This window comes from Acinetobacter junii CIP 64.5, assembly GCF_000368765.1.
Taxonomy (GTDB): Bacteria; Pseudomonadota; Gammaproteobacteria; order Pseudomonadales; family Moraxellaceae; genus Acinetobacter; species Acinetobacter junii.
On the sequence record NZ_KB849655.1, the window covers coordinates 1,705,653 to 1,725,625 of the forward strand.

The 19,973-nt window shown below is 39.6% G+C and carries 19 protein-coding genes; 9 read left to right on the forward strand and 10 right to left on the reverse strand.

The window, feature by feature from the left end:
* The first annotated feature begins 49 nt into the window (after positions 1-49).
* Positions 50-727, forward strand: a complete 678-nt coding sequence (locus tag F948_RS13715; protein WP_004880421.1) for an IS1595-like element ISAju1 family transposase — start codon at positions 50-52, stop codon at positions 725-727.
* Between the two features lie 807 nt (positions 728-1,534).
* Positions 1,535-2,401 carry a porin Omp33-36 gene (gene omp33-36 / locus F948_RS13720; protein WP_004964892.1) on the forward strand — a complete coding sequence of 289 codons (867 nt, stop codon included), beginning with the start codon at positions 1,535-1,537 and terminating at the stop codon, positions 2,399-2,401.
* A gap of 116 nt (positions 2,402-2,517) precedes the next feature.
* Here omp33-36 and F948_RS13725 read toward each other — a convergent pair whose 3' ends face one another.
* Entirely contained in the window at positions 2,518-3,168 is a 651-nt protein-coding gene (locus F948_RS13725; protein ID WP_004909861.1) for a response regulator, read from the reverse strand.
* Positions 3,169-3,521: 353 nt separating this feature from the next.
* On the opposite strand from F948_RS13725, the gene msuE reads away from it, so the two are divergent.
* Both msuE and sfnG read left to right on the forward strand, forming a co-directional pair.
* Positions 3,522-4,262 carry an FMN reductase gene (msuE, locus tag F948_RS13730; protein WP_004964895.1) on the forward strand — a complete coding sequence of 247 codons (741 nt, stop codon included), beginning with the start codon at positions 3,522-3,524 and terminating at the stop codon, positions 4,260-4,262.
* 22 nt (positions 4,263-4,284) lie between these two features.
* Complete coding sequence (gene sfnG, locus F948_RS13735) at positions 4,285-5,397, forward strand: dimethylsulfone monooxygenase SfnG (RefSeq protein ID WP_004964898.1); 1,113 nt, start codon at positions 4,285-4,287, stop codon at positions 5,395-5,397.
* Positions 5,398-5,470: 73 nt separating this feature from the next.
* On the opposite strand, the gene F948_RS13740 is transcribed toward sfnG, so the two are convergent.
* A complete protein-coding gene (locus F948_RS13740) occupies positions 5,471-5,884 on the reverse strand; it encodes an Lrp/AsnC family transcriptional regulator (RefSeq protein ID WP_004909867.1) in 414 nt (137 codons plus the stop codon).
* 102 nt (positions 5,885-5,986) lie between these two features.
* On the opposite strand from F948_RS13740, the gene F948_RS13745 reads away from it, so the two are divergent.
* Positions 5,987-6,529, forward strand: coding sequence for a cysteine hydrolase family protein (locus F948_RS13745; protein ID WP_004964900.1), 543 nt, complete (start codon positions 5,987-5,989; stop codon positions 6,527-6,529).
* A 55-nt stretch (positions 6,530-6,584) separates the two neighbouring features.
* On the opposite strand, the gene acs is transcribed toward F948_RS13745, so the two are convergent.
* Complete coding sequence (acs, locus tag F948_RS13750; RefSeq protein WP_004964902.1) at positions 6,585-8,528, reverse strand: acetate--CoA ligase; 1,944 nt, start codon at positions 8,526-8,528, stop codon at positions 6,585-6,587.
* Between the two features lie 281 nt (positions 8,529-8,809).
* On the opposite strand from acs, the gene F948_RS13755 reads away from it, so the two are divergent.
* A complete protein-coding gene (locus tag F948_RS13755) occupies positions 8,810-9,379 on the forward strand; it encodes a DUF805 domain-containing protein (protein WP_004964904.1) in 570 nt (189 codons plus the stop codon).
* A 107-nt stretch (positions 9,380-9,486) separates the two neighbouring features.
* Positions 9,487-10,467 (forward strand): mechanosensitive ion channel family protein, encoded by a 981-nt coding sequence (locus tag F948_RS13760; RefSeq protein WP_004909876.1) that lies wholly within the window; start codon positions 9,487-9,489, stop codon positions 10,465-10,467.
* Here the strand turns inward: F948_RS13760 and F948_RS13765 are convergent.
* The 5 genes from F948_RS13765 to prfB all read right to left on the reverse strand — a co-directional run bounded on the left by F948_RS13765 (position 10,447) and on the right by prfB (position 15,225).
* Positions 10,447-11,157, reverse strand: coding sequence for a 16S rRNA (uracil(1498)-N(3))-methyltransferase (locus tag F948_RS13765; RefSeq protein ID WP_004964907.1), 711 nt, complete (start codon positions 11,155-11,157; stop codon positions 10,447-10,449). The two genes, F948_RS13760 and F948_RS13765, sit on opposite strands and share 21 nt — an antisense overlap.
* Positions 11,154-12,473 (reverse strand): 3-deoxy-D-manno-octulosonic acid transferase, encoded by a 1,320-nt coding sequence (locus F948_RS13770; protein ID WP_004964912.1) that lies wholly within the window; start codon positions 12,471-12,473, stop codon positions 11,154-11,156. The genes F948_RS13765 and F948_RS13770 overlap by 4 nt, the downstream gene beginning before the upstream one ends.
* A gap of 101 nt (positions 12,474-12,574) precedes the next feature.
* Entirely contained in the window at positions 12,575-13,639 is a 1,065-nt protein-coding gene (locus F948_RS13775; RefSeq protein WP_004909880.1) for an alkene reductase, read from the reverse strand.
* Positions 13,640-13,665: 26 nt separating this feature from the next.
* Complete coding sequence (locus F948_RS13780) at positions 13,666-13,968, reverse strand: ArsR/SmtB family transcription factor (protein WP_005403396.1); 303 nt, start codon at positions 13,966-13,968, stop codon at positions 13,666-13,668.
* Between the two features lie 161 nt (positions 13,969-14,129).
* A protein-coding gene (gene prfB, locus F948_RS13785) for a peptide chain release factor 2 (protein ID WP_099947891.1) occupies positions 14,130-15,225 on the reverse strand; the annotation gives its coding sequence in 2 pieces (ribosomal slippage) (positions 14,130-15,152 and positions 15,154-15,225; 1,095 coding nt in all).
* Positions 15,226-15,631: 406 nt separating this feature from the next.
* On the opposite strand from prfB, the gene F948_RS13790 reads away from it, so the two are divergent.
* Both F948_RS13790 and F948_RS13795 read left to right on the forward strand, forming a co-directional pair.
* Complete coding sequence (locus F948_RS13790) at positions 15,632-16,399, forward strand: putative porin (RefSeq protein WP_004909885.1); 768 nt, start codon at positions 15,632-15,634, stop codon at positions 16,397-16,399.
* Between the two features lie 255 nt (positions 16,400-16,654).
* On the forward strand, positions 16,655-17,578 hold the full coding sequence (locus F948_RS13795) for a putative porin (RefSeq protein ID WP_004964918.1): 924 nt from the start codon (positions 16,655-16,657) through the stop codon (positions 17,576-17,578).
* Between the two features lie 34 nt (positions 17,579-17,612).
* Here the strand turns inward: F948_RS13795 and recJ are convergent, their stop codons facing one another.
* Both recJ and pdxH read right to left on the reverse strand, forming a co-directional pair.
* The gene (gene recJ / locus F948_RS13800; RefSeq protein ID WP_004964921.1) at positions 17,613-19,313 is read right to left on the reverse strand and encodes a single-stranded-DNA-specific exonuclease RecJ; all 1,701 of its coding nucleotides are present in this window, start codon (positions 19,311-19,313) and stop codon (positions 17,613-17,615) included.
* Positions 19,314-19,970 (reverse strand): pyridoxamine 5'-phosphate oxidase, encoded by a 657-nt coding sequence (pdxH, locus tag F948_RS13805; RefSeq protein ID WP_004909891.1) that lies wholly within the window; start codon positions 19,968-19,970, stop codon positions 19,314-19,316. It abuts the gene before it with no gap.
* Positions 19,971-19,973 lie beyond the last annotated feature (3 nt).

Below are 19,973 nucleotides of genomic sequence, written 5' to 3' on the forward strand. Positions count from 1 at the left end.
AAGGGGCTTAGGAAGTTAAGCATATCAAAAAGTATGGTAACTTCCTTATATGAAAGCAAAAAATAGATACTATTCCCGTTCAAGAATCACAGAGGCAAAATTCAGACAGATCATTCGCTTTTTTGCCATGGATTTAACTGCTTCAGATACAGCTAAACTCACCAATATTTCTGTACGTTCCATCAATACAATTTACATCAGGTTGCGTAAAAAGATTGCGGCTCAATGTGAGGAAATATCTCCTTTCAACGGTATCGTTGAACTTGATGAATCCTACTTTGGTGCTCGTCGTATTCGAGGAAAACGTGGACGTGGTGCATCAGGAAAAACCATTGTATTTGGACTACTCAAAAGAGATGGAAACGTATACACAGAAATTGTGCCTGATTGCTCCAAAGCTACGCTACAGGGCATTATTCGGGGGCAGATAGAGCTTGATTCTGTGATCAATACAGATGGATGGAGAGGCTATGATGGTTTAGTTGATATTGGTTTTGACAAACATTTAAGAGTGAATCATGGGAACAACGAATTTGCATGCGGGGAGCGTCATATTAACGGCATAGAATCATTCTGGGGATATGCTAAAAAGCGACTCGTCAAGTTTAATGGAATTGACAAAAAGATGTTTTATTTGCATCTTAAAGAAACGGAGTATCGCTTCAATCATCGGAACGGTAATTTATATCTCGATTTGCTTAAATTACTCCGTAACAATCCTCTTTAACTTCCTAAGCCCCTTTTTAAAACTAACTGCATGTGGTTTTTTTTAATATTGTCATACTTTGTCTTACAACATGATGTCTGAAGCTGATCAAAACAGTCGATCGAACAGCTATTTCATAGATTTATAAATAATTTTTTATTTGAACAACTTATAAATCAAATTTCCTACACTAAAAAATTGATAAAAAAAAGCTCAGCCTTGGGGAAAGCCGAGCTAGTAAAATCAGATGCTTTTAAACATCGAATACTCAAGAAAATGTTATGAGATAGAATGCTAAACAAATATCTCTTGGGTGCAATTATGTGAACTAAGTCTCCAAATGTAAAGTCGATTAAATAGATCAGGATTCTTTTTTTGATCGTTTTTTGGAATCAAAAAATAACACTGTTCAATTAAATATTCTATTAAATAGCAAACCTTGACCCGAACTACTGTTAAAAAATATGATTTATCATTCCAATTTGTAAAAAAAATAGATTTTGAACACAATTTTTCCAGCCAATTATGACAGTTTTAAGAAACCAATAATTGATAAATTAGATTAATACAATCGTATTTATCAATCAAAATAGTAAATTATGAACCCCAAATAATATGTGCTTTTATTCACTATTTTGAATCTATCTATTTGTAAGATATAAACTTCAATCTCGGTTGACAGCACCACACACAGTTGTATGTATTTTGATCACAACCTGAGTGCATTATGATCGTTTATCGGGTTCTCAGATTTATTACATTGACATCATATTTTGTTACAATACAATGACTCAACTTTATTCATTACTGTTAAAGCTGGAAATTATTATGAAAAAACTCGGTTTAGCCACTGCTTTAGTATTAGCCATGACCGGTGCTCACGCTTACCAATTCGAAATACAAGGTCAGTCTGAAGCTCTAGATTCTAACGATGAAAACAGAGATTTTAATAATTACACTGTTGGCGGACAAGCAACTTACTACTTCAAAAATGTAGATGCTTCTAAAGGTCCTTTAGCTGAAGCAGCTTTTGTTAACCAAGCTTCTAACGTATCTCTTGGTTATAACTTTGCTAATCTTGACGAAGTTAAATCTCAAAACGTAGGTGTTAAAGCTGAAGCTTATGTACCAACTCCATATACACCAGCGTATGCAAGCTTAAGCTATAGCGCGACTGACAATGACGGTAAATATGGTCTTAATGATGACCGTGGTCAGCGTTGGGCTGTTGAATTTGGTTCGGTAATCGCTCCAAACTTCCTTGTTGCTGTAGGTTATACAAACGTTGTTGAACAAACATCTTTGGATACTTTCAAAATCTTAAATAGTGGTTTTGCTAAAGCAGTTGGTGAAACAGCGACTATCGCTGATGACCAAGATGCAATCACTGCTCGTACTAAATACGTGGGTGCGATCGATGGTACTCCAATGTCAATCGGTTTTGAAACTGGTCTCGTTTATGGTGAAGACACTGCATACGAGTTAAAAACTGATTTGTACTTAAACTCTCAACTTAGCGCTGGTGTTTCTTACGCTGAATCTAGCTTTGCTGGTTCACCAGACTCAGCTTGGGGCGTGAACGTAAATTACTTCATCACTCCAGCGATCGCTGTTGGTGCAAGCTACTTAAATGCTAATGGTGTTAATGCAGCTGATATGCAAACTGTAGGCTTAAACGCTAAAGTACGCTTCTAATGCAGTCATAGATGTTCTAATTAAGCATCTATGCATAAAAAACCCAGTTCATATGAACTGGGTTTTTTATTGTCTTTAAACATTTGAATAACCGAATGAGTTATTCAACTTGTTAATTACATCTTTTTATCTTCGATATTTAATGCACTAATCGCAAGTACTGCCTGCGTACGGTTTTGTACGCCTAATTTGCGGAAAATTGCTGTCACATGCGCTTTAATTGTCGCTTCTGATACATCTAGCTCATAAGCAATTTGTTTATTTAACAAGCCTTCAGCAACCATCATCAACACACGGAACTGTTGTGGTGTGAGTGATTGTAAACGTTCTGCCAAAGCCGTTTCATCGGCAGCTCGAGGATCAAAACCTGAATGTGTCGGTAGATTTGGAGGTAACCAAATCTCACCTTCCAAAACATGTTTAATAGCTTCACCAATATGACTTGGATGAGATGATTTTGGAATATAACCCATCGCACCATGTGCAATCGCACGCTGAATGATGGAGGTTTCTTCATGTGCAGAAACAACAATGATAGGAATTGCAGGATATTGCGCTCTCACATATACCAACGCAGAAAAACCAGAGGCACCTGGTAGATTTAAATCCAACAAAACTAAATCTGGCTCTGCACCATGTTCTAAGCGTTCATAAAATTCATCAACATCCGCAGTTTCCTGAATTTGTGCCTGCGGAATGCTATAACGAACCGCTTGAATCAAAGCGTGTCTAAATAACGGATGGTCGTCTACAATTAAAATATTCATAAGCGCTTTACGCAATCTGCAAGTACGTCACTGTACGGTGTTTATTCAAATCTAATCTATCTTAGCCTATTTTTGAAATAAACTGTTGTAAGAGCATCAAAACTTATTTATTTCGCAAATATGAAAAATAAATCAGATAATGATATAACTCACACAACCTAGATCATTCCCAAACTACTATACCGAAATAGCGAATAGAAACAGAGCATTAAATTCATTTAATTTGCTTCAAAACGTGATTTTTCAACTTATATTTAAAAAAGATAAGCTTGCAGCATTTCCTTATTTTACAGTCGACAGGAGCTATAGATAAATAAATAGCAATTCCTTATTGCTGATTTAGGCGTTTATCCATGTCACATCAAAATAACCTTTCTACTCCCTTAAATATTGTTGCGGTCTCAGGTGGCTTAAATAGCCCATCAAAAACAGAAAGCTTGGTACAAGCAATTTTGGATGAACTTGCGGAGGCAACTCAGATCCATGTGCATTTTATTAAACTCAGTGAGATTGGTCCCTTATTAGGAGGTGCCATCTATCGAAATCAGTTACCACAACGTGTCCAAGATGATTTAGCTGCAGTTGAAGCTGCCGATGCATTGATCGTGGGAACACCTGTTTACCGTGCTTCATTTACAGGGTTGTTTAAATACTTTTTTGATTTCGTAGAGCAAACCGCTTTAGTTGATGTACCTGTTTTGTTGGCTGCATCAGGAGGAAGCGACCGCCATGCTTTGGTACTAGAACATCAATTACGCCCGTTATTTAGCTTTTTCCAAGCACAAACCTTACCTATCGGGGTTTATGCAACTGATCGCGACTTTACCCCAGAATATACTGTTAAAAGTGAACAATTGGCGGATCGAGTCACCTTGGCTGTAGCACGAGCTCTGCCTATTTTGGAATGGGCACCCACCAAAGGCAAACGTGCCGAAGTTATCAAAGCAAAAACTGAACAGGCCAATCAGAATCTCGGCATTAATAAACAAATTGAACAAGCCGAAGTTCTCCCTTCAGCCGCTGTCCCAGATTTGGATGCTGCGGAATCACGTTTACATCAGAAATCTAATAAAAATTTAACTCAGGTTGCATAAGCGACCTGAGGGAGGAAAATCTATGTCCTTGCAATCATCAGAAATTAAGTTTGCATATTGGGTTCCAAATGTGAGTGGTGGTTTAGTGGTCAGTACAATTGAACAACGTACTGACTGGAGTTATGACTACAACATTCGTTTGGCGCAAACAGCAGAAAAAAATGGTTTCGAATATGCACTCACTCAAATCCGTTTTACTGCGGGCTATGGTGCAGAAAATCAGCATGAATCGGTGAGCTTTAGTCACGCTTTGTTGGCAAAAACAGAGAAACTCAAAGTGATTGCGGCCATTTTGCCAGGGCCGTGGAAACCAGCACTTGCAGCAAAGCAATTGGCAACGATTGATTATTTAACTCAAGGTCGTATTGCCATTAATGTGGTCAGTGGATGGTTCCGTGGAGAATTTGATGCAATCGGTGAGCCTTGGCCTGAGCATGATGAACGATATATCCGTTCTGAAGAGTTTATTCGAACCCTTAAAGGCATTTGGACTACAGATAATTATAGTTTTGAAGGTAAATATTACCAATTCCAAAACTATACGCTAAAACCAAAGCCAGCACAGAAACCCTATATCGAAGTCTTTCAAGGTGGTAGTTCACGCGCCGCACGAGACATGGCAGCTCGTGTTTCTGATTGGTATTTTACCAATGGGAATAGCGTTGCAGAGATTAAGAAACAGATTGATGATGTCCGTGCCAAAGCAAAACTCGAAAATCGCCATGTGAAAATCGGAGTGAATGCTTTTATTATTGCACGTGATACGGAGCAAGAAGCTCAAGCCGTGCTGAATGAAATCATCGCTAAGGCAAATGTCGAAGCAGTCAATGCATTTGGTGATGCAACACGTGAAGCAGGTGCAGCAGCACCAGAACAAGAAGGAAATTGGGCTAAATCAACCTTTGATGATCTAGTACAATACAACGATGGTTTTAAAACTAATTTGATCGGTACACCACAGCAGATAGCTGAACGAATCGTGGATTTAAAAAACGTAGGCGTTGATCTCATCCTGTCAGGCTTTCTGCATTTCATTGAAGAGGTTGAGTATTTCGGTGAAAACGTTCTACCTTTGGTTCGACAAATCGAACAGCAGCAATTACAACACTTGCAAGTACCTGCCAAATCAGCTTGACACACTGTGATATAAGAAGAAAAAGAAAGAGTAAAAAACCTTTTCCTCAAGACTCGGCTTGGGGATTTTTATTTTAGTGAAGCTCTATTTCTCGCATCACAGTTTCAACTGAATAGCGACTCCACTGCGATAATTTCTCTATAAACTGATTTAATTGGGATGGATTAAAATGACTCACAATCATATAGCAGCCATTTCCTAAGGTTTTAAAACATTCATCAATCTGCGGATATTGCTTGACCAGTTGCTCAATCTCTGTAAAAGCCTGTTGCTCATTTAAGAACAGTTGAATGAATTGTTTATATTCATAACCTATCGTGATGGTGTAATTCTTAATAATACCCGCATCCATGAGTTGTGCGATGCGAGCACCTACGGCTTGCCCTGTACGATGCACGTGTTGTCCGATCTGCTTATGAGTCAGACGTGAATCGTGTTTGAGTAACGCAATAATTTTTAAATCAATTGGATCAAGTTCAATATTCATTTTTCATTACGAAAGAAAATAGGATTCAAAGCTTTCATCAGACTATAGCTGATTTTTCATCATCTCCCTAAGCTTGTTTTATCTCCTATTGGGACATTTAAAATGAAACAAGCACTCCTCATTATCGACGTTCAAAATGATTATTTTAAAGATGGCAAAATGGAATTAGTGAATCCAGAGCATGCTTTAGAAAAAATCAATCAATTAGAATATTACTTTAATCAAAACAATTTACCGATTATTTATATTCAACATATCAACCCTGCATCTGCGGGCTTTTTCCTTGAAAATACGCTGGGTGTTGAATTACATCCTGAACTTCTACTTAGCGACTCATCACTCGTTGTGCAAAAGCATTTTCCGAATAGTTTCTTGAAAACAAATCTTCAATCAATGCTTCAAAAGCTTCAGATCGAACAACTCGTGATTACAGGCATGATGACGCATATGTGTATAGATTCAGGTACACGTGCCGCATGCGAGCTTGGCTATCAACCCATATTAATTGCCGATGCAACAGCAACTCGTGATCTAGAATATAAAAACTCCATCGTCAAAGCATCGGATGTACAGTCAGCGTTTTTATCAGCTCTAAATGTTTTTGCGAAAGTACAAAATACCTCTGATTTCCTGAACAATCAGTAAGCGCGAAAATAAAAAAAGAGCGTTCAGATGAACGCTCTTTCCAGATATTTTAAATTCAACGATTTGGATAAACCGTTGCAATCAGGTTTTCCACCACTGCTGGCTCAGCCAATGTTGAAGTATCTCCTAAGCTATCTAACTCATTTGCCGCGATCTTACGCAAGATACGACGCATGATCTTACCTGAGCGTGTTTTGGGTAAAGCAGGCGCCCAATGCAAAGCATCTGGTGTCGCCACAGGACCAAGTACTTTACGTACCCAATCCACGAGCTCTTTACGAAGTTCTTCAGATTCTGCAACATCAGCCTGCAAAGTGACAAAAGTACAAATTCCTTGTCCTTTAATATCATGTGGCATACCAACGACCGCCGCTTCAGCGACTGCCTCATGCGCAACTAGCGCACTTTCTATTTCAGCTGTTCCCAAACGGTGTCCTGAAACATTCAGCACATCATCTACACGTCCAGTAATCCAGTAATAGCCATCAGCATCACGGCGTGCACCATCTCCTGTGAAATAGCAGTTTTTAAAAGTTGAAAAATAAGCTTCGATAAAACGCTGCGGGTCACCCCAAATCGTACGCATTTGACCTGGCCAAGAATCTTTAATCACAAGATTCCCTTCTGCTGCACCCTCTAACTCGTTGCCTTCACCATCAACTAAAGCAGGTTGCACACCAAACAATGGACGTGTTGCAGAACCTGGTTTGAGTGCAGTTGCACCTGGTAATGGTGAAATTAGAATACCGCCTGTTTCAGTTTGCCACCATGTATCAACAATTGGGCAACGGCCTTCACCGACCACTTCGTGATACCAGTTCCATGCTTCAGGGTTAATTGGTTCACCCACCGAACCAAGCAAACGTAAACTGCTGCGATCACTTTCACGGACATAGGCATCACCTTCACGCATCATCGCGCGAATCGCAGTTGGTGCAGTATACAAAATGGTAACGTTATGCTTATCAATTACATGCCCGATACGTGCCCACGTTGGGTATTGAGGAATCCCTTCAAACATCACTGTGGTGGTTGCATTGCTTAATGGACCATACAACAAATAGCTATGTCCTGTAATCCAACCCACATCAGCAGTACACCAGTACACATCATCTTCTTTTAGATCAAAGACTTCTCTAAATGTGGTGTTCACATAAACTAAATAACCACCTGTGGTATGTAATACCCCTTTTGGTTTGCCTGTAGAACCCGAGGTATAGAGAATGAATAGAGGATCTTCCGCTTTCATCGGTTCAGGTGGGCAATGCTCATCCACTTCCATGATGGCAAGGTGGTACCAAACGTCACGATCATCATTGAATTGAATTGGGTTTCCAGTACGATGAACCACGATTACATGTTCAACACTTTCTGTCCCTTTGATTTGCAAAGCAGCATCTACATTCTCTTTCAATGGAATAAGCTTGCCACCGCGCATGCCAGCATCTGCAGTAATCACTAATTTTGCTTGGCTATCTTCAATACGACTCGCCAATGAGTCGGGTGAGAAACCACCAAACACTACACAATGGACTGCCCCAATGCGTGCACAAGCCAACATCGCAATTGCTGCTTCAGGCACCATTGGCATATATAAAACGACACGATCACCCTTCACAATGCCCTGCTTTTTCAATACATTTGCGAAGCGGCATACTTCGTCATGTAATTCAGCAAAAGAAATAATTTTATGACGTGATGGATGATCACCTTCCCAAATAATGGCAGGCTTTAAAGGGTTGGTTTTTAGATGGCGATCCAGACAGTTTGCGGAGACGTTCAACTCCCCATCTGCAAACCATTCGATCTTGAAATTGTCCTGTTGAAAACTAGTATTTTTCACTTGGGTAAAAGGCTTGATCCAATCGACCTTTTTCGCTTCTTCAGCCCAGAATGCATCTGGCTGCTCGATAGAGTACTGATAACGTTTGAAATAGTCTGTTTCCGAGATTCTTGCCGTTTCTTTAAATTTCTCTGGCACTGGGTAGATTTCTTTCATAGCTCACTTCCTTGGTTTTTTATTTCATACCTTAGATATACTCATCTAGCATTGGTATGTTTTGTTTTCTCTTGCAGTATGGTCACCATTAACAAGAGCAAACAATTCGGCTTTGGTCGTAGGACTGTTATTGTTTTACAACCAATTTTATTTCAAAAATTTACTCAAAATAATTTAAAATTTAACAGCTTGTCTATGCTTTTTCTTTTTAAAATAAGTGAATATTTTGATCATTATGCATAGATTTAAAGATTAAATAATCAAAAAAATAGGTATCTGTAATGTTTGACTCTTCATCCACTGGTCGTAATGCTTTAGTAAAAGATAATCCACTGTCACCTAAAGGACGTTTTAATCGTCTAAGTTATTTGGGTTGGTATGGGTTACTGACCATCGTTTATCTCGCCACCTTCATTTGTATTATTGTCTTTGCAGGTCAATTGAGCATCAACAGTGTCAATGTAAATGATCCTATCATGCCTGCATTTTCAGGCATTGCGGTACTCGCACTAGTGATTTCATGGTTTCTCGCTTTTTATTTTCAAATCGTTTTTCTTATTCGACGTTTACATGATTTGAATAAAACAGGTTGGTTAAGCTTGTTATTACTGGTGCCATTTATCCAATTAGTTTTCACTCTCTATGTATTACTTGCAGCAGGAACACCTCACCGAAACGATTATGGGGATGTTCGCCCATCAAGAACTTGGGAAAAATTACTCGCTTGGATCATGATTCTCCTCAGTCTATTTATGATTTTCGGCATGTTTATTTTTGCTTATTATTTCGCAAGTCCTGATTTTTGGGATGCGCCGACACAGATGATTCAAAACACAACCGAATATTTCTAAATCGACATCAATCGCTACTGTTAACGAATTTTTCATGCGTGCTGACGATAAATTTATTATGATTGCGTTCCTCATCACACCCAACTTTGCGAAATAGAGATTTTCTTGTGGCAAATGAACAACCGACATTGACTGATGTCGCAAAAGATACTGGCGAATTGATTCACCAAGCAGGTGCCAAAACAACGCAAACTGTATTGGCACACACTGAAAAATATCAAGATGCATATACGACCATCGATAAGATCATGGACAGTTTCTGGGAACGTGTTCCTTATATTTGTATTGCCTTGGTCGTTTTTATCATTTTCTGGTTACTGACCAAACTATTTAAATTGTTTATTCGTAAAACCTTGGAAAATCGAACTTACACGCGTCAAAATTTGGTGTTGGTATTAAACCGTGTCGGAAGTACCTTTATTATTTTCTTTGGTTTTCTAATCGCACTTGTGATCGCAATTCCAGGTTTTACACCGAGTCAATTGATTGGTGCTCTTGGAATTGGTTCGGTAGCAATTGGTTTTGCCTTTAAAGATATTTTCCAAAACTTACTGTCAGGAATCTTAATCTTGCTCAGTGAGCCTTTCCGTATCGGTGACGATATCGTAGTCAATGGTTTGGAAGGAAATGTTGAAGATATCCAAATTCGTGCAACATTTTTACGCTCTCCCGATGGTCGTCGCATCGTGATTCCAAACGCAACGGTATATACCAGCGCTGTTATTGTGAACAGTGCGTATCAACGTCGCCGCTGCGAGTTTGTTGTAGGCATTGGGTATGAAGATGACATGCAAAAAGCTAAGAAAATTATTCTGGATATCCTGAATAATAATATGACTGTACTCAGTCAGCCTGCTTTTTCTGTAAATGTCACTGCTTTGGCGGATTTCTCAATTAATTTAACCGTGCGTTGGTGGGTCAACACCACCGAGACATCGACCTCTGCATCGATCAGTGAAATTCAAGAATTGGTTGTTACGGCTTTTGATGAGAAAGGGATTTCGATTCCTTACCCTGTGCAAGAAGTCAAAGTCTATCGCGGTGATCAATCAGATAACACCGAAAATTTAGACAAACAAACGACCTAAGATATTCGACACCGCTGTTTCAGTTCGCAAAATTCGGTTGCCTAGACTCATTGCTTGGCAACCATTTTTTTTGAGTAACTCAATTTCGTACGGTATAAACCCACCTTCTGGCCCTACAATTAAATTACAGCCATGAGCTATCGCATGGGGCATCGATTGTTCTGCATAAGGATGTGCGACATAAGCAGGTCTTTGCTCTGAGATCAAAGTTGGTAAGACATCTTCAACAAAAGGTTTAAACCGTTTGTAGAGTTGAATTTCAGGAACAATCGTATCGCCAGCCTGCTCTAAGCCGAGTGTCACATAATCATCGAGTTGTTGCAGAAAAGGACTTTGCCAATAACTTTTATCAACCCGATAGCTATGAATCAAACTTATGCGTTCCACACCTAGCGTCACCGCATCCATAATCATACGTCGCAACACTTTGGGGCGAGGTAAAGCCAAGATCAAATGCACAGGAACTTTGTTCGGCACACTTTCTGTTTGAATGGGTCTTAGCATAATCTGCTGTGCTGTAAAACTCTGCACCTCAGTGAGATAACGCTGACCATCACGAACGCCTACCTTTAAAGTATCTCCAACCTTTAATTGAAGATGTTGATTCAAGTGCTTGATTTGACGTTGATCCTCGATTGACCAAATATCACTTGAGCAATCTTGGTTAGCGTTCAGTAAAACGATATTCATGAAGCAGTTCGTTGCGCTAAATAATGGTCAATTAATTGAATATGTTTTTGCAATGAGCCTTTATTGCGTTGCAACACCAATTCAGCTTGATGAATCAATCGCTGGCTTTGCTCTGGATGATTTAGGCAACTCATCAGATTTTGTATAACTAGTTCAGCATTTTCAGCAACAAAGATCCCTTGTTCCGTCACAAACTCATCGACAATCGTTTGAAAATTAAAATAGCGAGGGCCAATCACAGTGGGTACATCTAAAACCATTGGTTCTAAGATATTGTGCCCACCTCCTGGCTCATTGAGTGAACCACCAACAAAACATGCCTGACTTAATGCATACCATAACCACATCTCACCCATACTATCTGCAAGATATACCTTTGTATCCGCTGTAATCTCTTGTTTAAGACTACGCCGCTGCGTATTTAAATTCAGGGTTTGGCAGATCTTATGTACCTCATCAAAACGCTCTGGATGACGTGGTACAACGATACACAACAAATGAGGGTTTGAATTTAAATGTGGCTGTAACTGTTTAAGTAACTGTTCTTCTTCAGGTGCATGTGTGCTGGCTAAAGTAATTATTTGGCGTTTCTCTAACTGCCATTCCTGTTTTAACTGTTCAGCTTGCTCAATAAAGGAGGTTGGAGCACTAATATCAAATTTAATATTTCCAACAACCTGACTTTTGGCTTTCTCTAATCCTAAATCCACATAGCGTTGCTGTGTCGCTTGATCTTGCGCCAACATCCACGTTAATTGTTGCAACATGGCTTGGGTAAGTCGACTCACCTTGGCATAGCCTTTGGCGGATTTTTCGGAAAGACGTGCATTAAGCAAAATACATGGAATCTGTTGCTGTTTCGCTTGGGCAATTAAATTTGGCCAAATCTCAGTTTCAACTAAAGCGAGTAGCTTCGGCTGATACAAATCAAAAAATTGCTTGAGTAATGGTTTTTGATCAACAGGCAAATATACAGCTTGAAATAACGCTAAGTAGGGTGCTTTAAGAAAAAGTGATTTGGCACGGGCTTGTCCCGTTTTTGTGGTATTGGTCACTAAGACAGGATGACCTAATTTTAAATAATGCTCGATAAGAGGTTGTGCAGCATTGGTTTCACCTACAGAAACCACATGGAACCAGATCGTATGCAGGTTTTTTGGCGTTTGAAATGGTCCAAAACGCTCAAGGCATTCTTGTTGAAAGAGCTCTTCGCTTTCAGCACGTTGTTTTATTTTCCAGCGGTATAAAGGCTTGAGACAAGCCAATAAAATGTTATACCAAAATGGTGTTTGTTGTGCTGCGATTTCCTGCGCCATCCTAGACCATATATTTCGATTTGATTTCAGCACATTATGCGGAATTTCAAAAAAAAACTCATGCCATTTTGGTAAATGACATGAGTAATTCTAAAAACAACTTAAGCTTCGAGTTGTTCAAAAACAGGATAATCCGTATAACCTTCGGCACTCGGACCATACAAGGTATCGAATTGAACCTGATTAAGCGGTAGATCATTTTCCAAACGCTCGAATAAATCAGGATTTGCGATATATGCTAAACCAAATGCAACTGCATCCGCTTGTTCAGTCGCTAAAATACGCTTGGCTGAATCTGGCGTTAATTTTTCGTTGGCAATCCAAGCACCTTTGAATTTAGGACGCAACTTTGGTTGTAAACTATCTTCAGCTTCATACTCGCGAGTAAAGATAAACGCAACATTACGCTGATCCAATTGCTCAACGACATAACCAAAAGTTGCTAATGGATTATCATCACCCATATCATGAGAATCAGCACGTGGCGCTAAATGTACACCGACACGACCTGCACCCCATACTTCAATAAAGGCATCCACGACTTGCAACAACAAACGTGCACGGTTTTCAATTGAACCACCGTATTCATCTTCGCGAGTATTGGTTTTACTTTGCAAGAATTGATCGATTAGATATCCATTGGCAGCATGCAGCTCAACACCATCAAAACCTGCAGCCTTTGCAAGTTCAGCAGCGTGTTTATACTCAACTACAATTTCTTGAATTTCTTCGTGCGATAAAGCTCTAGGTGTCACAAACGGGCGTTTCGGACGAAGTAAACTCACTTCCCCTGCTGGCTGGATTGCACTTGGTGCGACAGGTGTATCACCATCTAATAAGTCTGGATGTGAAATACGTCCTACATGCCATAACTGAACGACAATTTTTGAACCTTGCGCATGCACGGCTTTTACGATTTTATTCCAAGCTTGCGCTTGTTCTTGTGACCATAAACCTGGGGTATTGGCATATCCTACCGCTTTCGGGCTAATCACAGTCGCTTCAGTAATAATCAGACCTGCATTAGCACGTTGTTGGTAATACTCAACCATCAGATCATTTGGGATACGTTGTTCACCGCTACGTGCTCTTGTTAACGGTGCTAAAACCAAACGGTTCTTGATTGTAAAGTCACCGACTTGCAATGCAGAATTTAACTCAGCCATAATCGCCTCAACTTACACTTGTTACTTTAAAGTGTTTGTTTTAAATGTTCGATGTATTGCTGAATCAAAGCTTCATTACGCGTAAAATATGACCATTGCCCATATTTCTCAACCTTAATCAAACCTGCTTGCTGTAATACAGACAGATGATTTGACATGGTCGATTGAGCAACCTTTCCTAAACGTTCGATGTGTCCTGCACATACGCCGCGTTCGAAACTGCCACCACATTCTTGTACAGGTAAAAATTGCTCAGGCTCTTTTAGCCATTGCAAAATCTGTCGACGCAACGGATTGGCTAAGGCTTTGCTTATAACATCAATATCCATAGACTCACCACGTTTCTCAACAGGCAAAGCTTTGTTCAGCATCTCAACCCAGTATATCGAATTTTATAAATATTAATATCTATTTTTTTCGATATTAATATCATATTTTTTCGATTAAGGGTCGAGAGCTGAACGAGATTGCCGTTTTTATTGGATAAAACTTACAGACCTTGTTTTAAACTCGCTTCAATAAACTTGTCTAAATCCCCATCAAGCACAGCTTTTGTATTGGAGTTTTCGACACCTGTACGCAAGTCTTTAATACGTGAGTCATCAAGTACATAAGAGCGAATCTGACTTCCCCAGCCAATATCCGATTTAGAATCTTCGAGCGCCTGAGCTGCTTCGTTGCGCTTGCTCATTTCTAACTCATAGAGTTTGGCACGTAGTTGTTTCCACGCATGGTCACGGTTGGCATGTTGTGAACGTTGGTTCTGACATGCAACCACAATACCTGTTGGCGCGTGAGTCAGACGAACAGCTGAGTCAGTTTTGTTAATATGCTGACCACCCGCGCCTGATGCACGATAGGTATCCGTACGGACATCTGATGGATTGATATCAATTTCGATATTGTCATCAATCTCTGGTGAAACGAATACTGCAGAGAATGAAGTGTGACGGTTATTATTACTATCGAATGGAGATTTACGAACTAAACGGTGTACACCACTTTCTGTACGTAACCAACCATAAGCAAATTCACCATCAACTCGAATCGTCGCTGATTTAATACCCGCCACGTCACCATCAGAAACTTCCATCAGTTCTGCTTTGAAACCATGACGCTCGATCCAACGCATATACATACGTAATAACATCGAAGCCCAGTCTTGTGCCTCTGTACCACCCGAACCAGATTGGATTTCAAGGAAGCATGGGTTTGGATCCATCGGATTACTAAACATACGACGGAATTCGAGGTTCCCAAGAGCTTGTTCAGCGCTATCTAATTCTGCTTGCACATCTTCAAGTAAGCTTTCATCATCAGCTTCAACAGCCAGATCAAGCATTGCTTTTGCATCATCTAACTGTTCTGCAAGACGATCAAATACACCTAAAGTATTTTCTAAACTGCCCTTTTCTTTCGCAATTGCTTGCGCACGACTTTGGTCATTCCAAATCGCAGGGTCTTCTAATTCTCTTAAAACTTCTTCTAAACGCTCTGCTTTTAGATCGTAGTCAAAGATACCCCCGTAGTGTTTGGCTACGATCAGATAAATCTTTCAATTGGATTAAATACGGATTGATTTCCACGCGTCTGTTCTCACAAATTTTCACCTAACCTAATATTTTAACATAAGTGCTTTATGCGACACAGCCATAACCTTTTAAAGTGTTTTTCTTATAGATTTACTACTTTTTTATCAGAAATACTGAAAAAAAATAATCGTACTTTGAAACATCTAGCGACAAGATTGTCACTTAAATACACGAAAATTACCTAAACACACAATCTCTCCTAAGTTTTAATAAATCAAAACATTATTAAATATTAAATATAAATCAATATCTTATATTTTAAATTTTACACAAAAATTACATTCGTACAGTTTGATTACTTTCCTTTGATTGACCCGCTAAAGTTTTTAACTAGACTGAGAGTTGTAACAAAACATGTAATTAACATTCAATTGGTTCATTATCTCAAAGGGGAGTAGCCATGAAAAAATTAGCAATTGCATCAGCACTTTTATCTGCTTTGGCAGTAACAGGTACTGCACATGCGTATCAAGCTGAAGTCGGTGGTTCATATACTTATACAGATTGGGATCAGTTCGATAGTACACATAGTTTTGGTGTAGATGGGACTTATTACTTTAATCCAGTCCAAACACGTAATGCACCTCTTGCTGAAGCAGCGTTCTTGAACCGCTCTAGTAATGTAAATGCAAAAGTGAATTATGCCGACAATGACGGTGTGAAGAACTCGCAATACGGTGTTGGTGTTGAATACTTCGTTCCGAACAGTGACTTTTACTTAAGCGGTAATTTAGGTCGTGACGAACTTGAAGTAGACAACCTGCCAATCGATCAAAAAGTAACAACTTATAGTGCTGAGGTAGGTTATTTACCAGCACCAGGTTTATTACTTGCGCTTGGTGTTAAAGGATACGATGAGAAAGATGGTGAAGATGGCGCTGACCCAACAGTTCGTGCTAAATACGTCACTCAGGTTGGAGCGAATGATGTCAACCTGGAAGCTTATGGTGCATTTGGTGATTTAGATGAGTACGGTGTTAAAGGTGACTTCTATCTCGACAAAACCTTAAGTGTCGGTGCAGATTACTACAACAATGACCTCACAAAACGTGATGAATGGGGTATTTCTGCGAAGAAATTCCTAAATCAACAAGTAAGTTTAGAAGGTCGTGTTGGTTTTGGTGATGACTACAATACCTATGGTATCCGTGGTGCATATCGCTTCTAAATAAGAAAGTGACTAAACATCACTTCATACGAAAAGACAAAAGCCCTGCTCTTTAAGATCAGGGCTTTTTTTAATTTCTTAGATAAAAGTACATAGAAAAAGAATTAAGTCTCAAACCAATGGGTCGAAAAAAATATCAATAAAATTTTACTGTCCATTTAAGCATTATTGACGTGTTTTCAAATATCACTACACTACATCGCGCAATAACTTATTAATAGCACGTATTATTTTAAAAAGGGGTCAGGTTTTTTTATGAAAAAATTAAGTCTTATTACTGCACTATTAACATCTTGCATCGGTTTAAATGCAAATGCATACCAAACTCAGCTTATGGGTGCTTATGAATATACATATATTAAAAACAGCGAAATGGATAGCCATCGCGTTAATACCGCAAGTGTAAACGGTAAATATTATTTTAACCCAGTTCAAACACGTAATGCTCCACTAGCGGAAGCGGCATTCTTAGATAAAACATCAAACATTGGCTTAGGTTATACCTATGCAGAAGAATCAGGTATTTATTCTTTTGTGAATTTTGGCGGAATACCGCAAATAAACGTAGATTTCAAACAAGAGTTCAACTCTATCGGTCTTAATGGTGAATTTTATATTCCCAACACGCAATTCTATATCTCAGGAAGTCTGCATAGAACCGACATAGAAGCGATTGCAAAGAGCTATAATGAGTCTTACAAATTTGCGAGTGATGATGGCAATGGTTATTCGGCTGAAGTAGGCTTTCTTCCAACACATGGGATGCTACTTGCCGTAGGTGTCGCAGATTTATCGAAAAGTTTTGATCCTATTCAAGCTGCTCAATATGGCTTTATCACAACTTATTCAAATGCAGTCGCTATCACAGGCGAAGACGATGAAGACACTGCGATTACGCTTCGTGCTAAATATGTTTCACCTATTGCAGGTTATTACACCAATTTTGAAGCTCAGAGCTATATAGGTGATGAGACAACATATCGTTTAGCTGCTGATCTCTATCTAGACCCAACACTCAGTGTCGGAATTGCATTCGCAGATTCAACCGCTGAAGATGCAGATACCATTTTCAGCATTCGTGCGCAAAAATTCTTTACTCCAACATTTGCTGTGGGTGTTGGTTATACAGGGATCGACGGCGCGAACTCGTATGGAATTAACGGCACATTCCGCTACTAATCTTTCTAAAAACCGCTCAAATTTGAGCGGTTTTTTATTGTTTTAAATGCACAACCTGTAATTGTAGACTGACATTTCCATTAAAAACATTACGCTCCAAGGTATAGACCAAATCAACAAAACCCTGCATTGGATTAAACTCAAAACGGTCAACCGCATTAAATGCAATTGCATCAATCGACTGTGTACCAAGTGAAAGTTTTAACTTGAGATGCTGATCTTTCAACCAGCGATAATCAATGACTTTGAATGTTCCTTGAAATTGTGGAAATGGAAATTTTTGTCCCCATGGGCCCATTTGTTCAATCCAATCCACTGTAGATAGATCTAAAGCGTTCTCAGGCAATTCACCATCTGTCCAAATCGTTGCATGAAACAATTCAGCATCCATTTCAGCAATTGTCTGAATAAATAGCTGTTTGAACTCATTAAAATGTGCTTTTTTGAGCGTCAAACCCGCTGCCGCTGCATGCCCACCAAAATGAGTCACAAGATGCGGATATTGCTCTGCGACATGTTCAATCATATCGCGGATATGAATCCCATCAATAGAACGTGCAGATCCCTTAATATGAATACCATCTTCATCGGGGGCAAAAACTAAACTCGGACGATGAAACTGCTCCTTTAAACGTCCAGCGACAATCCCAATTACACCTTGATGCCACTGTTCGTCATACATCACGATAGCGGGCGGAATTTGATCTGTTTCAAGTTGAACGTTTTGCAAAGCAATTAATGCTTGTTGCTTCATTTCAGTTTCAACTTGGCGTCGCTCAACATTTAACTGATTGAGTTGCTGTGCCAGTGGATAAGCTGTTGCCATATCCTCCGCGAGTAAGCATTCGATCCCAATTCTCATACTTTCCATACGACCAGCAGCATTGATTCTCGGTCCTAAGACGAAACCCAAATCTTGTGCTCGCAAAGTTGAAGCCTCTCGACCTGCGACGTCAAGTAGCGCGAGAATACCTGCCCGACATTGGTTTTGCTGAATACGTTTTAGACCTGCATCAATCAAAATACGATTGTTATAATCCAAACTTGCAACATCCGCATAAGTACCTAAAGCAACCAAATCCAAGTATTGAGACACTTTGCTAGTACTTTTATTTTGCTGACTACGGTGAGTTGCCAATTTTGCTAAGACATAGAAAGCAACGCCAACCCCCGCCAGTGACTTACTCGAAAAGTCACAATCCAACTGATTAGGATTAACCACAGCTTCCGCACTTGGTTTTGGCTTAGTGGTCAGGTGATGATCTGTAATGATCACCTGCATCCCCAGTGCTTGAGCGACCTCAACACCTGCATGGCTTGAAATTCCATTATCAACGGTAATCAATAAATCTGGGCGATAAGTCTGGGCTGCTAACTCTGCAATCTTAGGTGTTAAACCATAACCATATTTAAATCGATCAGGAACAAGATACTCAACTCTTGCTCCCATCTCTCGAAGTACGAGAACCATCAAAGCCGTACTGGTTGCACCATCAGCATCATAATCTCCCACAATCACGATTTGTAATTGACGATCAATTGCTTGATCAATGATTTCTACAGCTCGATCCAAATCTTTTAGATTGGGTGCAAGCAGATGTTTAAGCTTCAGTTCTAGTTCTTGCTCTGAGGCAACACCACGTCGTGCCAAAATCTCGGCAATAAACGTTGGCACGCCCTGAAACTGTTCAGGGCGTGTGAGTAATGGTCTTTCTAAAATTTGAATTTTTGTCATTTATGGCATCAATCGTTGAACAACCCAAACCTGATCTGTTCTTTCATAACTCAAACGATCATGTAAACGATTTGGTCGACCTTGCCAAAACTCATAATAATCTGCTTCTAAACGATAACCGCCCCAAAATACAGGTTTAGCAAGCTCCTCTTGATCGCCCACTTGCTGCTGCAAGTCCTCAAAACGAGACTGTAATGCTTCACGATCAGCAATCACACCACTTTGAGGTGTACTGATATGTGCTGCAATCTGACTGTCACGTGGGCGTTTATGGTAATAGTCGGTTGATTCCTGTTCAGAAATCTTAGTCACCTTTCCACTAATCCGCACTTGTCGTTCCAAACTCGGCCAATAAAACAATAACTCAGCGTATGGATTTTCCGCGAGATCCAAACCTTTTTGACTATCGTAATTGGTGTAGAAATCGTATCCGTTTTCAGTCGCTCCACGGAGTAAAACCGTACGAACATGTGGTCGACCTAGTCGATTAGCTGTTGCCAACGACATTGCGTACGGTTCATGCAAATTTGCAGCTAAGGCGTGATTAAACCAGTTTAAAAATTGAAGATGAGGATCATGACTGATTTGAGACTCATGCAACTCACCTTGCTCATAGCTTAAACGTAGTTCACTCAAATCTTTAATAACATCGTTCATTCT

What these genes read in the sequence shown, in the direction of transcription:
- F948_RS13715 (WP_004880421.1), top strand. Translation starts at nt 50, where the DNA reads ATGAAAGCAAAAAATAGATACTATTCCCGTTCAAGAATCACAGAGGCA.
- omp33-36 (WP_004964892.1), top strand. Translation starts at nt 1,535, where the DNA reads ATGAAAAAACTCGGTTTAGCCACTGCTTTAGTATTAGCCATGACCGGT.
- F948_RS13725 (WP_004909861.1), bottom strand. Translation starts at nt 3,168, where the DNA reads ATGAATATTTTAATTGTAGACGACCATCCGTTATTTAGACACGCTTTG.
- msuE (WP_004964895.1), top strand. Translation starts at nt 3,522, where the DNA reads ATGTCACATCAAAATAACCTTTCTACTCCCTTAAATATTGTTGCGGTC.
- sfnG (WP_004964898.1), top strand. Translation starts at nt 4,285, where the DNA reads ATGTCCTTGCAATCATCAGAAATTAAGTTTGCATATTGGGTTCCAAAT.
- F948_RS13740 (WP_004909867.1), bottom strand. Translation starts at nt 5,884, where the DNA reads ATGAATATTGAACTTGATCCAATTGATTTAAAAATTATTGCGTTACTC.
- F948_RS13745 (WP_004964900.1), top strand. Translation starts at nt 5,987, where the DNA reads ATGAAACAAGCACTCCTCATTATCGACGTTCAAAATGATTATTTTAAA.
- acs (WP_004964902.1), bottom strand. Translation starts at nt 8,528, where the DNA reads ATGAAAGAAATCTACCCAGTGCCAGAGAAATTTAAAGAAACGGCAAGA.
- F948_RS13755 (WP_004964904.1), top strand. Translation starts at nt 8,810, where the DNA reads ATGTTTGACTCTTCATCCACTGGTCGTAATGCTTTAGTAAAAGATAAT.
- F948_RS13765 (WP_004964907.1), bottom strand. Translation starts at nt 11,157, where the DNA reads ATGAATATCGTTTTACTGAACGCTAACCAAGATTGCTCAAGTGATATT.
- F948_RS13770 (WP_004964912.1), bottom strand. Translation starts at nt 12,473, where the DNA reads ATGGCGCAGGAAATCGCAGCACAACAAACACCATTTTGGTATAACATT.
- F948_RS13775 (WP_004909880.1), bottom strand. Translation starts at nt 13,639, where the DNA reads ATGGCTGAGTTAAATTCTGCATTGCAAGTCGGTGACTTTACAATCAAG.
- F948_RS13780 (WP_005403396.1), bottom strand. Translation starts at nt 13,968, where the DNA reads ATGGATATTGATGTTATAAGCAAAGCCTTAGCCAATCCGTTGCGTCGA.
- F948_RS13790 (WP_004909885.1), top strand. Translation starts at nt 15,632, where the DNA reads ATGAAAAAATTAGCAATTGCATCAGCACTTTTATCTGCTTTGGCAGTA.
- F948_RS13795 (WP_004964918.1), top strand. Translation starts at nt 16,655, where the DNA reads ATGAAAAAATTAAGTCTTATTACTGCACTATTAACATCTTGCATCGGT.
- recJ (WP_004964921.1), bottom strand. Translation starts at nt 19,313, where the DNA reads ATGACAAAAATTCAAATTTTAGAAAGACCATTACTCACACGCCCTGAA.
- pdxH (WP_004909891.1), bottom strand. Translation starts at nt 19,970, where the DNA reads ATGAACGATGTTATTAAAGATTTGAGTGAACTACGTTTAAGCTATGAG.